A 12747-nucleotide genomic window follows, 5' to 3' on the forward strand; every position below is an offset into this window, starting at 1 on the left:
CCTCTCTAAGCCGGAACACCGTCACGTCGGCGGCCGCCCCCGGGCGAAGCGTCCCGATCTCCCTCTCGAGCCCGATGGCCTTCGCCGGGCCGAGGGTCGAGGCGGCGATCACCTGCCTGAGCGACAGTCCGAGGTGCAGGAACTTGCCCATCGTGGTGGCCATATCGCGCACCCGGCCCGCCACATTCCTTGCGTGGATGTCGGTGCTGATCGAATGGAGGGGGAGTCCGCCCGCCATCGCCCGCCGCGCGGTCTCGAATGAGAAGCTCTGCGACCCGTGCCCGATGTCAAACAGGACGCCCCGATCCGCCGCGGCCCGCGCCTCGGGGATCGGGAGTCCGTGACGGTCGAGCAGCCCGCCGGGCTTGCCGTGCCAGCAGTGCGTGATGATGTCGCCCGGGCCCAGGAGCGCGAGGACGTCCTGGATCACCGGTGGGGCGTTGCCGATGTGGCACATCACGCGCGTCCCAGACAATCGCGCCGCCTGCACCGCCAGCTTGACCGGGGTGAGCGCCATGTTCCCGCAGTGCGTCCGGCTGGCCAGGACTTTGATGCCGAGGATCTCCCCCGCGTATCGCTCGGCGGTCGCAATCGTCTGCTTCTGGTCGAAGTTCTCCCAGGAGCCGTGGCGGGGCGCGATCGATGTGTGCAGGGACACGTTGAGGAACGCCAGCACCCGCGTGGTCGCCCCCCGGACGACGTACGCGGAGAACGCGTCGTACAGGCCGGCCCCGCACGACCCGGCGTCCACGACCGTGGTCACGCCCCGCGCCACCCCGGCGTCGTGATCGGGATGGACGCTCGTGCGCCCAAATTTGTGGGCGACATGTGCGTGCAGGTCGATCCAGCCGGGGGAGACGATGAGACCGGCGGCGTCCACAATGTCGGGGGCTTCGTCGGGGATGCGGCCGACTCCGGCGATCCGGCCGTCCCGGATTCCGACGTCGGCGCGTTCGTCGAGGTCCTGCGCCGGATCGATCACCCGCGCCCCCCGAATCACCAGGTCGAATCGCTGCATCGCCATGAGATCACTCCCCTCGCAACTGTGGGTCCAGGACGTCGCGAAGTCCGTCCCCCAGGAGGTTTCCTCCGAGCACGACGAGCACGATCGCGGCCCCCGGAAAGAGCGTCATCCACGGGGCCTGGGCGAGCAAGGTGCGACCTTCGGCGAGGATCCCGCCCCAGCTCGGGACCTCGGGCGGCGCCCCGACGCCCAGAAACGAGAGCGCGGCTTCGGCGAGGATCGCCGCCGAGAACGTAAACGTAGCCTGGATGATGATCGGGGAGACGATGTTGGGCAGGACGTGTCGGCTCATGATCGCGGCCTCGCCCGCGCCGGCGGCCCGCGCCGCCTCAACGAACGAGGTCGTGCGGACGATCAGCACCGATCCCCGGACCAGGCGGGCCATGCGCGGGGTGCTCGATACCGCGAGGGCGACGACGACGTTCGTCACGCTCGGCCCGACTGCGGCCATGATCGCGATGGCGAGGAGGATTGCGGGAAGGGCCAGCAGCGCGTCCATCGTGCGCATGATCCAGCCGTCCGTGCCGGGCGCCATGCCGGCGACCATCCCCAGCACGGTTCCCGGAATCACCGTCAATACCACGACACCCGCCCCGACGAGTAGGGACAGGCGGCCGCCGTGAAGGACCCGCGCCAACACGTCGCGGCCGACATAATCCGTGCCCATCGGGAACGCCGGCGATGGGGGACGAAGCCGGTCATTCACGTCCAGCTTGAGCGGATCGTGCCCGGCGATCAGCGGCGCCGCGAGCGCGAGCGCCAGGAGACCGCACACGATCCCTCCGCCCACCCGGACGTTGAAGTTACGCAGGACCGCGTGGCGTAGCGTCCGGCGGGGACGCGACGGCGGTCCGGCGAGGCGGTCGAGCGCGCGGGCGTTAATCATACCGCACGCGCGGATCGAGGTAGGCGTAGAGCACGTCCATGATCAAATTCACGAGGACGTACAGCAGCGCGACGAACATCACGGCACCCTGGATCACCGGGTAGTCCCGGCGTGCCACGGACTGCACCACCAAGCGGCCGGAGCCGGGAATCGCAAACACGGTTTCCACGACGAGGGTCCCGGCCACCAGGCTCGCGATGGTGAGGCTGATGACGGTCATCGTCGGGATGAGCGCGTTCCGCAAGGCGTGCTTAAGGACCACCCCGCGCCCCGGCAGGCCCTTGCTGCGGGCCGTCTGGACGTACGGGGCGCGCAGAACGTCGAGCATGCTCGACCGCGTGATCCTGGCGATGATGCCGGCCCCGCCGACCCCGATCGTCACCGCGGGCAGCGCCAGGTACCGAAGCGTTGCCGTCCACCCATCTTGGACCGGGACGTAGCCGCTCGAGGGGAAGACGTGAAAGCGGACGGCGAAGACGAGAATCAGGATGAGGCCAAACAGGAAGCTTGGGACGGAGAGGCCCGCCAGCGCCATCAGCATCACGGCACCGTCCACGACGGTGTTCCGGTGCACCGCCGCGAGGATCCCGAGGCTCACCCCGATCGCGATCGCCAGCGCCGCGCCGAGGGCGGCGAGGAGGAACGTCGGCTCGATCCGTTGGACGATCGCCTGGACCACCGGCCGTTTGAGGTAGAAGGACTGGCCCATGTCCAGGTGGAGGACGGCGCGGGAGAGCCACAGCGCATACTGTACCGGAAGCGGCCGGTCCAACCCGAGCTGCGCGCGGGTTCGCGCGATATCTTCGGTCGAGGCCTGATCGCCGAGGAGGAGCGCCACCGGGTCCCCCGGGACGATCCGGGCCAGCACGAACACCAACGTCGCGACGATGAGGACGAGGGGGACGGCCGCGAACAGCCGCCGCCCAATGTACCGCGCCATCCCGGCCGGTCAGCGCGCCCGCGTGATGCGGCCCCGCCGGGTTACTTGGTCAGCCACACGTTCCACAGGTAGTATGAGTTGTCCGGATACATCCCCTGGATGTTCTTTCGATAGGCCAGGAGCGTCAAGACCTCGCCGAACCGCAAGTACGGGATCTCATCCCAGAACAGCCGCTGCTGGTCCTTGGCCAGCTCGCGCCGCTTGGTGGGTTCGACCGTGGCGACCAGCGCCTCGTAGTTCTTGTTATTGCGCGGCGAATCGTACCACCCGGGCCATCCCGGCGTGAACGCCGCGGTGGACGTCGGATCGCCCTCGAACCCGATCCCGGTGCTGAAGATCTCGTACCGGTCGGGATTGTTCCGGTCCGAGATCACCGTCGCCCAGTCCGAGACGACGAGCCGAACGTTGAACCCGGCCTCCTTCATCTCGTCGGAGGCCACGAGCGCGGAGCGGTACATGTACGCGTAGTCGCGGGTCGTGATCCAGCGGAGGGGTTCGCCCTTGTACGCGGTTTCGCGGAGAAGCTCCCTGGCCTTCGCCACGTCGCGACCGTGCGCGTAGACGTCCGCCCCGACATTCGGAAACGCCCACACGCCCCATTCCTTGCCTGCCAGCGCGGGTGTAAGCCGGTAGAGCAGGGCGTTGTCGAACGCGCCGGCCATCACCTTCTGGGGGTCGACGGCCAGCCACGCGGCCCGCCGCACCTGCATGTCGACAAACGGGCCGCGCTTCTTGTTGAAGACCCCGACCGCGGCGGATCCCGGCCCGACGATCTGAGCTACGATCGCGGGGTTCGCCTTGAGCTGATCGACCGCGCTCCCGGGGAGCGAGAGGGCGAGGTCGTATTCGCCCGAGATGAGCCCGGCCACGCGGGTCAGGTCGTCAGGCACCGGAACGAACCGGATCTCGTCGAGATACGCATGCCGTGCCCCCGCCATGTAGTTGCTCGGCTCCGGACGCGAGGTGTAGCCCGCAAAGCGCACCAGCCGCACGTACTGGTCCGGCTTCCATTCCGCCAGGCGGTAGGGCCCGGTGCCGATCAGGTCCGCGCCTTTCAGCTCGAGCGGCTTGCCGGAGGAGTCGCGGTTCTTGTCGAGGGCGCTTTTGGGGAACACGACCATCCGCTGGTTCGGAATCGCGAGCGCGGGGAGGAACGCCCCGTTGGGCTGGCTCAGTTCCACGACGAACGTGGACTTGTCGGGGGCGGTGGCCGAGGTCATGTCCTTGAGGATCTGGCGCGCGCGGCTGCTGAGAGCCAGCCAGCGCTGGAACGACCCCAGCACATCTGCCGACGTCATCTCGGCGCCGTTGTGGAACTTGACCCCCGGCCGCACCTTGAACGTGAACGTCTTGCCGCCGTTGCTCACGGCGTAACTCTCGGCGAGTTCGGGCGCGATCCGCTTCTGCGCGTCCAGGGTCAGCAGGGTCTCGAACACGTGCTGGCTGATGTTGAGGCTGATCGTCGACGTCTGCCACATCAGGTCGAGCCCGGGCGGATCGGCGTTGGTCGCCACGCGCATCACCCCCCCGCGTTGAGGGGATGGTTGTGCGCCGCCCGGCGCCAGCGTCCCAAACGTGAGGATCGCGATGACCACGGCGCACGCGAGGGATCGAGGCATACAGAACCTCCTGACGGTGCTGGTGTCAGGAGAGAATTCCCCCCCGCGCGGACGGGACCCTGCGATCACCCCCAGCCTGCTTTGGAGTGGGCGTCCAGGATATCAGCCAGCTCCCCCGAGGTCGCGAAGATCGCCGCGGGGACTCGGGTCTTGGCGGTTTGAATCGTGTCGTCTTTGCCGTCCAGAAAGACAATTGTGAGGTTCATCTTGCTGGCGCGCAGCGCACTGGCGATCTCCAGGCCGTAGACGGGCGAGCGCGCGAGCGAGATCACCACGGCGTCGGGTGGCCGCTCCTTGATCCGCCTTCGAGCCCGCAATGTGTCTTCACACTCCACATCGACGCGCCAGTTTGCAGCGCGCAGATCGCGGGCCAACAGATCGGCCTCCGGGGGATTCCAGTGAAAGATGAAGAGTTTGCCCCGCATCGTGCCCCCCACTCCATCCGCGCCCAAGAGGGACGAGTGAAGCGCGGACATCGATGGCGTGCGCAAAGAAGTCGGTGATGGAGAATTGACGGTGCGCACGTCGGATTCCTGTGTGCCGGCCGTCGAAGGAGGGTGATTTTTCGCGGGCGCGGTTGAAAAGAAGTTCTGTTACGGTCTGTGCGATCTTTCCCGTATCTCGTCGAACATTCTCAGGCGGCTTGCGCGAACCCGAGGGCAAGGTCGCGCCCCGAGCGTCCGCGCCGGCGCTCCAAGACGCGCGTGTCGACGAGCTGCGGGGTCCGTCCCTGGTTATCGCCGCGGGGCGTTCTGCGCGGGACTCGGGGGGCCGAAGAGCACGGGTTTGTCGAGCAGCGCGCGGAGCGTGGCGATCTTCCCGATATGGTAGGTGCGGTGCGTAGACGCAAACACCAGCATGCCGCCGACATCTTTGTACAGCTGACCCTCGACGGGCTTGGCCAGATCTCCGCCCGCGGCAATCCGCTGCAGAGCCGCGTGCATTCGGTCGAAGACGTCCCACACGTGATCGATCGGAGGGTACGCCGCCTGGCCCCCGGTCCCTGCCTCGAAGAGGCGCTCGTAGTCCGCGGGGATCGCGGGCACCGCATCCGCGACGCCCGCCCGCTCCGCGTACTGCGCGTCATAGAACGCGAGGTGGCCGACCTGCCAAACGACGGGGGCGAGTCGAGGAGTCGGGGACCGGCGCGCCTCCTCCGCCGAGAGGTCGGCGATGCACTGCCGGACGCGGTCGTGGCTCCGTTGCAACTGGAACTGAATCGCTGCGTTGATGTCCATCTCGTCACCCCTTCTGAGCGCGAGGTCTCGCATACCGCTCTTCGACCGCACGGATCTTATCAATGCGGGCTTGGTGGCGTCCCCCCTCGTAGGCGGCTTCCAGCCAGACGCGCACCACCTCCCGCGCCACCTCCGGGCCGATCACCCGGGCCCCGAGCGAGAGGACGTTGGCGTCGTTGTGCTCGCGGGCCGCCCGCGCGGTGTAGCTCTCCCAGCACAACGTGCAGCGGATCCCGGGCACCTTGTTGGCGACGAGCGCCTCGCCGTTCCCGCTGCCGCCCAGCACGATCCCCCGCTCGCACTGCCCCGAGGCGACGGCCTCGGCCGCGGGGACGATGAAGTCGGGGTAATCCACCGCATCGGTCGAGTGGGTTCCGAAATCCCGAACCTCGTGGCCGAGATCTCGCAGGAGGCGCTTCAGCTCCTCTTTCATGGGGTACCCGGCATGATCACTGGCGATCGCGATCCGCATGCGTGCTCAGTTCGCGGATGCGCGGCGCCGCCCCTGCCCATCAGGCCCGGATGCGCGCCGCCGCGTTCGGCTCGAGGAGCGCACACAACCCCGCGTCCAGGTCCGGATAGCGGAAGGCAAAGCCGGTGGCCAGGAGTCTTGCGGGATGGACACGCTGGCTTCCCAGGAGTTCACCGGCAACCTCGCCGAGCGCGATCCGCAAGACCGGGCCGGGCACCGGGAGCAGCGCCGGGCGGCGGAGGACCCGGCCGAGGGTGGCCGTGAACTCCCGGTTTGCGACCGGATGCGGCGAGACGAGATTCACGGGCCCGCGGACGGCGTCCCGGCTCAGCACGTGGATGATCGCCTCGACTTCATCGTCGAGGGTGATCCAGGACATGAACTGCCGGCCGCTTCCGAGCGTGCCTCCCACCCCCATCCGGAAGATCGGCAGCAGGGCGGCCAGCGCTCCCCCGGACGGACTCAACACGATTCCAGACCTGAGGTGCGCGACTCGGATCCCTGCGTCTCGGGCCGGGGCGGCGGCCCCTTCCCAGTCCCGGCAGAGATCGGCGAGAAACCCGGTCCCGGGGGCGCTTTCCTCGACCAGGATCTCCTCTCCCCGGGATCCGTAGTAGCCGGTTGCGGACGCGCAGACCAGCACCTGAAGCGTCCGCCGGAGCCGCGCCAGGGTGTCCGCGAGCAGGCGCGTCCCTTCAACCCGACTCTGTCGTATCTGCGCCTTCCTCGCCGCCGTCCACCGGCGCGCTCCAATGTTGACTCCGGCCAGATGGATGGCGGCCTCGATCCCTTCGAGCGCTGCCGCGTCGATCCGGCCGGAGGCGGGATCCCAGGCGACCTCATCGGGGAGACGCGAATCCCGATGGCGCACCAGTCGGACGGTTCGGTGCCCGCGCGCGGCGAGCGCCGGCACCAACGCCGAGCCGATCATTCCGTGGGAACCGGAGACGAGGATGTTCACGGACGACACCCTGCGAGAGTGAGGCCTTCTTTGTTGTTCTATTCTACTCGTTCATCGCCCAGTGCCGAAGTCTCATCGGGCATTTCGCATATTGCCTCGTGACGGTCCTATCGCGGCAGGGCCAGCGCAAGCAGCGTCATCGCGACGGCGGCCAGAGACGCCTTGATTACCACTCGACGTGCCTGCCGCCGGACGTGCCCTAGTTCCGTTGCATCGGCGATCCGCTCTACACGATCGTGCAGTTGGCGCGAGCCTCGCGCCGCAAGTCTCACTCACGTCGCATCGCGCCATTGGAAGAAGCCCACCGCGGCGCCCCAGAATACGGGCAGCAGTGCGAGGCGCCACCAGCGATCCGCGCCGGCCCGCGCGAGTCCTGCCAACACGGCCAGGCTGATGACCAGCGGGATGGCGCCGGCCACCAGCCGTTTTGTGCGCTCATGCGGGCTGATGTTGGCGATGCAGAGCGGGTTCATGGAGCGTATCTGCGGCACGGTCCGATCATAGCATGCCGCCTGACGTTGCCTGCGTCAGGCAGAAGCGGCGCCGTGTCCCTCCTGCACCGCGACCTGCGGCGTGCTACTATGGGACTTTGTACACGAGCAGCAGGGTGCCGTAGGGGGAGGAGGTCGTCCGCCGGCTCATCTCCTGCCCTCCGCGCAGGAGCCGGACGGTGAGCTCACCGTCTTCCTGTTTCTTGGTCACGCTGACGGCGACTGCCACCGCGGTCTCCACGGTGAACTGGGCCGGGACCTGTCCTTCAATTGACCTCGTGGACGGCGCCGTGCCGATCGAGCCTTCAAACGTCGTTCCTGGAGTGCCGGTGATCTCGACGACGACGGCGACCGGCGAGGGCGGGGTCTCCTGGTGCTCCGGCACGAACGCGGTGACACATCCGGAAAGGACGCCCGCCGCGAGCAGGGATGACAACGGCGCAACGCGTTTTGCGAGACTCCGCACGACTCTAGATATGCCCCCCACGACGGGGGGATACGACGCGGCCGCGCGTCTCGGGCGAGGAGGAACCAGTGGGCACAGCCGATGGGAGCGTGTTCTTACCCCCCGGCGCCGGCCGTAGGATCGCGCTCCCGGACCGCGGCGCGAGCGCGACGCTCAAGGCCGTCGGGAGCGACACGGGCGGGCGGCTCGCCTTCGTTGAAAGCGCGCCGGCCCCGGGAGCGCCCGGGCTGGCGATGCACCGGCACCACCGGTCGGATGAGGCGCTCTATGTTCTTGAGGGCACCGTGACGGTTCGCGTCGGCGATCGGACAATGAGCGCGCCCGCCGGATCCTTCGTCTTCGTGCCGCGGGAGACGGGCCACATGTTCTGGAACCCTGGGCCCGGCCCGGCGCGGGTGCTCGTGATCTTTGCCCCGGCCGGCGTTGAGCGATTCCTGGAGGAGACCGCCGCGGCGTTTGCCGCCGCGCAGGGATCGCCGGATCCGGCTACGTTGCGTGAGATCCGGACGAAATACGACACGGAGTTGCTGCCCGATCCCGTCTAGGAGCGTTTCCTAGCGCTCAGTGCGTATCGATGCTCATGCCGGACCGCACGCCGGGTGGGGTCCGGTTCGTTCCAACAGATATGCCACCCGGGGGCGCTGCGGATCCGGAATCCTGGACGCGTCGCTGGCGGCGTACCCGCGGGCGAAGTAGTAGAGGAACACCACCCGGGTCGTCTCCCGCCACGCGGCGGCCGCGGCGGGATGTGCGGTTTTCAGGTTGTTGAGATCCGCGGGGATCTCGACGAGCATCTGCGCGTCTTCGATTTCCAGGTTCGGCGGGCCGGGGAGCGAAGGCAGGCTGGGCCCGGTCGCCGTGACCGCCCACGCAACGGCCTGACCGAGGGGAGGACGGCTCGCCGAGGCGAGCCGGGCGACGACGCGGGGAGACTCGAGGAACCAGTCCACCTCGAACCGATCGCTCGGCAGCCCGCGGTTGATCGCGTCAATCATCGCGCCGTAATAGTCGGCGTGGTACCGGGACGCCACCGCGCCCAGCCGGCCCAAGTTGAACCGGGCGTTCCCGGACTGCAGCGGGTCGTAGGTCCAGACGATGTGGTCGATGCCGGCCGCCCGCGCCGCGTCCCGCTGCGCCGACTTGAGCCGATACCCGAGCCCGGCATCGCGATGCTCCGCGAGCACCCCCGTCATGTGTGAGTACCACAGCGGCTTCCCGCGGCGCCAGCCGGGAAACGCGTACGTGAAGCCCACGAGGCGTCCGTCCGGCGCAAACCCGCCCAACACGAGTCCTCCGGCCGAGACCGCGGCGACAAGCTGATGAAGGGGAACGGCCCCCGCCTCGCTCATGTCCCAGATCCGCATCTGGAGCTCAACGCAGCGCTCGAGCTCGTCCGCATCGGTCATCGCACGAATGCTGAACACCGCCCCGCGCCTCCCGCCCGTCCAGCCAGGGAGTTCCGTCCGAGCCCAACAGGTCCTGCCCGGCGCAGCGGCACGGCACCCAGGGAAACCCGGGAGCCGCGCCCAAAAGGGGGAAGCCAGACAACGAGTGGGAGCGTGATCCAAGTGGACGTAGCCTTGACGGCCCGGATCGATGCCGATCTACCGCAGGTGATCGAGGATCTTCGCCGTCTGGTGAAGATCCCCTCGGTCGCCGCGCAGCGGCGCGGAATTCCGGAGACGGTGCAGGCGGTCGGCGATCTCCTGCGAGGCGCCGGCGGTCGCGTGACGGTGTTGGAACACGAGGACGCCAACCCTGTGGTCGTCGGAGAATTCGAGGGGCGGTCGCCCCGCACGCTCCTCTTCTACGACCACTACGACGTTCAGCCGGCGGAGCCGCTCGAAGAGTGGACCGTCCCACCGTTCGACGTCACCCAACGGGACGGACAATTGCTCGGCCGTGGAGTCGCCGACAACAAAGGCGATTTCATGACGCGCATTGCCGCGATCCGCGCCCTCCGGGCGGTTCGCGGCGGGCTCCCCTGCCGCGTCAAATTTCTGATCGAGGGGGAGGAGGAGATCAGCAGCACGCATCTCGGCGCCATAACCCGCGCCCACACCGACCTCCTCAGGGCGGACGCTTGCATCTGGGAGTACGGCGAGCGCGATGCCAAGGAGCGGAAACACATCGTCTGCGGGATGAAGGGGATCTGCTACATTCAACTCGAGGCCAAGACCGCGTCCGTCGACCTCCATTCGTCGCTGGGCGCGGTGTTCGAAGGCGCCGCGTTCCGGCTGATCTGGGCCCTCAGCACGTTCAAGGATCAGAACGGGCGGGTGCAGATCCCCGGCCACTACGACCGGGTCCGACGTCCCACTGCCTCTGAGGAAGAGGCGATCCGGCAGATTCCCCCGGACGTCGTGGAAGAGATCCAGAAGCAGGTTGGTGTATCCCGGATGATCGGCGGCGTGGACGGGTTGGAGGCCGTCCGCCAGTTGCTGTTCACGCCGACCTGCACGGTCTGCGGGATTTGGGGCGGGTACACGCTCGAGGGCTCAAAGACCGTGCTGCCCAAAGTGGCGCGGGCGAAGATCGATTTCCGTCTCGTCCCGGATCAGGACCCCCACGAGGTGGCGCGAAACGTCCAGCGGCACCTGGCCGCGCGCGGCTTTTCGGACATCGACGTGACCGTCCTGGGCGCAGAGTTCCCCTGGCGGACCGATCTGTCGGATCCGTTCGTCGGCCTGGTGCGAGACTGCTGCGCAGAGGTCACGGGCCGTGAGGTGCTGGTGTACCCGACCTCGGCCGGGACGGGCCCGGCATACGACGTGGGTCCGGTGCTCGGCATCCCGCTCGTCAGCGCGGGATCCGGGTACTGGAACGCTCGGGCTCACGCCCCTGATGAGAACGTTCGGGCGACCGATTTCCGTGAGACGATTCTTCTGATGGCCAGCATCCTGGAGCGGTTTGGGGCCGGGCAGTAGGGCGGCGCCGGCGGATCAGGCGACCAGGGTCGCCTCCACGCTGAGCTTCACGTTCCCTTTGAGCGCCTGCGAGACGGGGCACCCGTCCTTTGCCGATTCAGCGGCCTTCCGGAATCCCGCCGTGTCCATGCCCGGGACGACGCCCCGCACCGTGAGCGCGCTCGAGATGACTCGCCAGCCGGCCTCCACCTTGTCGAACGTGACCGTGGCGCTCACCTCCAGCTTCTTGGGCGGCTTTCCGGCGCCGGCCAGACCGAAGGACAGCGCCATCGCGTAGCAGCTCGCATGGGCGGCGGCAATCAACTCCTCGGGGCTGGTCTTGCCTTGGGGGCCCTCGGTGCGAGACGCCCACGTCACCGGCAGCGCGTTGAATGCCCGGCTCGTCCCGGCGGTCACGACGCCCCCGCCCGTCAACAAGTCCCCCTCCCAGGTCACATCCGCGCGCCTGGCTGCTGCCATCGCTTCGCCTCCTTGGACCGAAGGAATAGAATCGATCCGCTCTAGCGTACCAACATCGTCGAGGGAGAAGCAAGATCCATCCCAAGGAGGTTCACAATGGCGATTGAGGTAGGGCAGCAGGCGCCAGACGTCATGCTGGTGAACACCGACCGCAAGCCGGTTCGGCTCAGCGAATTACGCGGCAAGACGACCGTGCTCGCGTTCTTTCCGGCGGCGTTCACCGGGACGTGTACGAAGGAGATGTGCCGGTTTCGCGATGATTCCAGCCGGCTCGATTCGCTGAACGCGCAGGTCGTGGGGATCAGCGCCGATACCCCGTTCGTGCTGGCGGAGTGGGCGAAGCAGCACAATCTGAAACAGATGATGCTGAGCGACTTCAACCACGAGGCCATGAAGGCCTACGACGTCTACGACGGCGCCTTCCTGGGCGGTCTCCTCAACGGCATCGCCAAGCGGTCCGTGTTCGTCGTGGACAAGAACGGCAAGGTCGTCTACAGCTGGGTCGCTGATGCGCCCGGCGTGGAGCCTCCGTACGAACAGGTGGAGGCGGCCGTCAAGAAGGTCACGTAACGAGTCACGACGTTCCGCCTCGCCTCCGGGATGTCCTCGTCGCGGTCTGCTCGAGGACCGCGCGATGCACGAGCCGGTCCTCCGCGTGCGGTCCGCGCACGATGTCGAGGACCCCACGATCCCGAAGATCGGCGATCGCCCCCTCGAGCACGAGCGGCGGCCATGCGAAGAGGGCCACCGCCTCTTTGGGGCGCGGCGCTCTGGCGATTCGGACGTACTGCTCGAGCACCGCGGCCGCGGCGGCGCGATGCGAAATCGTCGATGCCCGCACCACGACGTCCGGGAGCCAGCGTGCGAACAGGTCCCAGACGTAGGCATAGTTCCCCGGGTTGTCCCCCACCTCGCCGACCCGAGCGAGAAGGAACAGGTTTTGCAGTTCGGCGAGCGCCCGAAGTAGACGCGGGCTGCTCCCCCGGCGCTCGGGTTCGACCGCCGACCGGATCTGGCGCGTCGTGATGGGACCGCTGCCCGCGACGACCTCATGCACGCGCCGCGCCAGCGCGGAGAGCCGGCCCTCCTCGTATAGCCGCGCGTGATCGTCCGGGTCGCCAACGTTCCCCGTGAGGGCAAAGAAGAACGGGAGAAGGTCGATAGCGATAAACGTCGGCTTTCGGGCGAGTACCCGGCCGTAGAACACCCGCTTTTCCGAGGGAAGCGCCTCCTTCCACTCCCATACCCACGACCACCGCACGTC

16 protein-coding genes are annotated in these 12747 nt (G+C 67.9%); 3 read left to right on the forward strand and 13 right to left on the reverse strand.

Going from position 1 to position 12747, the window contains the following annotated elements; genetic code table 11:
- From VFP86_07170 to VFP86_07215, 10 genes are all read right to left on the reverse strand, one after another.
- The coding region (locus VFP86_07170) for an amidohydrolase/deacetylase family metallohydrolase (GenBank protein HET8999409.1) at positions 1–1024 on the reverse strand (1024 nt) is incomplete at its 3' end.
- A gap of 4 nt (positions 1025–1028) precedes the next feature.
- Positions 1029–1910, reverse strand: coding sequence for an ABC transporter permease (locus VFP86_07175; protein HET8999410.1), 882 nt, complete (start codon positions 1908–1910; stop codon positions 1029–1031).
- Positions 1903–2850, reverse strand: coding sequence for an ABC transporter permease (locus tag VFP86_07180; GenBank protein HET8999411.1), 948 nt, complete (start codon positions 2848–2850; stop codon positions 1903–1905). Before VFP86_07180 ends, VFP86_07175 begins: the two co-directional genes overlap by 8 nt.
- Positions 2851–2891: 41 nt before the next feature.
- Complete coding sequence (locus tag VFP86_07185; GenBank protein ID HET8999412.1) at positions 2892–4469, reverse strand: ABC transporter substrate-binding protein; 1578 nt, start codon at positions 4467–4469, stop codon at positions 2892–2894.
- 65 nt (positions 4470–4534) lie between these two features.
- Positions 4535–4894, reverse strand: a complete 360-nt coding sequence (locus VFP86_07190) for a hypothetical protein (GenBank protein ID HET8999413.1) — start codon at positions 4892–4894, stop codon at positions 4535–4537.
- Positions 4895–5203: 309 nt separating this feature from the next.
- Positions 5204–5707 carry a DinB family protein gene (locus VFP86_07195; GenBank protein HET8999414.1) on the reverse strand — a complete coding sequence of 168 codons (504 nt, stop codon included), beginning with the start codon at positions 5705–5707 and terminating at the stop codon, positions 5204–5206.
- A gap of 4 nt (positions 5708–5711) precedes the next feature.
- Entirely contained in the window at positions 5712–6179 is a 468-nt protein-coding gene (gene rpiB / locus VFP86_07200) for a ribose 5-phosphate isomerase B (protein HET8999415.1), read from the reverse strand.
- A gap of 40 nt (positions 6180–6219) precedes the next feature.
- Positions 6220–7140, reverse strand: coding sequence for a TIGR01777 family oxidoreductase (locus tag VFP86_07205; protein ID HET8999416.1), 921 nt, complete (start codon positions 7138–7140; stop codon positions 6220–6222).
- Between the two features lie 272 nt (positions 7141–7412).
- Complete coding sequence (locus VFP86_07210; GenBank protein ID HET8999417.1) at positions 7413–7613, reverse strand: hypothetical protein; 201 nt, start codon at positions 7611–7613, stop codon at positions 7413–7415.
- Positions 7614–7719: 106 nt separating this feature from the next.
- Positions 7720–8097 carry a hypothetical protein gene (locus VFP86_07215; protein ID HET8999418.1) on the reverse strand — a complete coding sequence of 126 codons (378 nt, stop codon included), beginning with the start codon at positions 8095–8097 and terminating at the stop codon, positions 7720–7722.
- Between the two features lie 68 nt (positions 8098–8165).
- Here VFP86_07215 and VFP86_07220 point away from each other — a divergent pair, with 68 nt between their 5' ends.
- A complete protein-coding gene (locus VFP86_07220; protein ID HET8999419.1) occupies positions 8166–8642 on the forward strand; it encodes a cupin domain-containing protein in 477 nt (158 codons plus the stop codon).
- Between the two features lie 33 nt (positions 8643–8675).
- On the opposite strand, the gene VFP86_07225 is transcribed toward VFP86_07220, so the two are convergent.
- Positions 8676–9521: a GNAT family N-acetyltransferase gene (locus tag VFP86_07225; protein HET8999420.1), complete on the reverse strand. Its 846-nt coding sequence runs from the start codon at positions 9519–9521 to the stop codon at positions 8676–8678.
- 135 nt (positions 9522–9656) lie between these two features.
- Here VFP86_07225 and VFP86_07230 point away from each other — a divergent pair, with 135 nt between their 5' ends.
- Positions 9657–11024, forward strand: coding sequence for a M20/M25/M40 family metallo-hydrolase (locus VFP86_07230; protein ID HET8999421.1), 1368 nt, complete (start codon positions 9657–9659; stop codon positions 11022–11024).
- A 15-nt stretch (positions 11025–11039) separates the two neighbouring features.
- Here VFP86_07230 and VFP86_07235 read toward each other — a convergent pair whose 3' ends face one another.
- The gene (locus VFP86_07235; protein HET8999422.1) at positions 11040–11483 is read right to left on the reverse strand and encodes an OsmC family peroxiredoxin; all 444 of its coding nucleotides are present in this window, start codon (positions 11481–11483) and stop codon (positions 11040–11042) included.
- 96 nt (positions 11484–11579) lie between these two features.
- Here VFP86_07235 and VFP86_07240 point away from each other — a divergent pair, with 96 nt between their 5' ends.
- Positions 11580–12053 carry a peroxiredoxin gene (locus VFP86_07240; GenBank protein HET8999423.1) on the forward strand — a complete coding sequence of 158 codons (474 nt, stop codon included), beginning with the start codon at positions 11580–11582 and terminating at the stop codon, positions 12051–12053.
- 4 nt (positions 12054–12057) lie between these two features.
- Here the strand turns inward: VFP86_07240 and VFP86_07245 are convergent.
- Positions 12058–12747, reverse strand: a 690-nt coding sequence (locus VFP86_07245) for a crosslink repair DNA glycosylase YcaQ family protein (GenBank protein ID HET8999424.1), incomplete at its 5' end; no start/stop codon positions are given.

The organism is bacterium, assembly GCA_035703895.1.
GTDB lineage: Bacteria > Sysuimicrobiota > Sysuimicrobiia > Sysuimicrobiales > Segetimicrobiaceae > Segetimicrobium.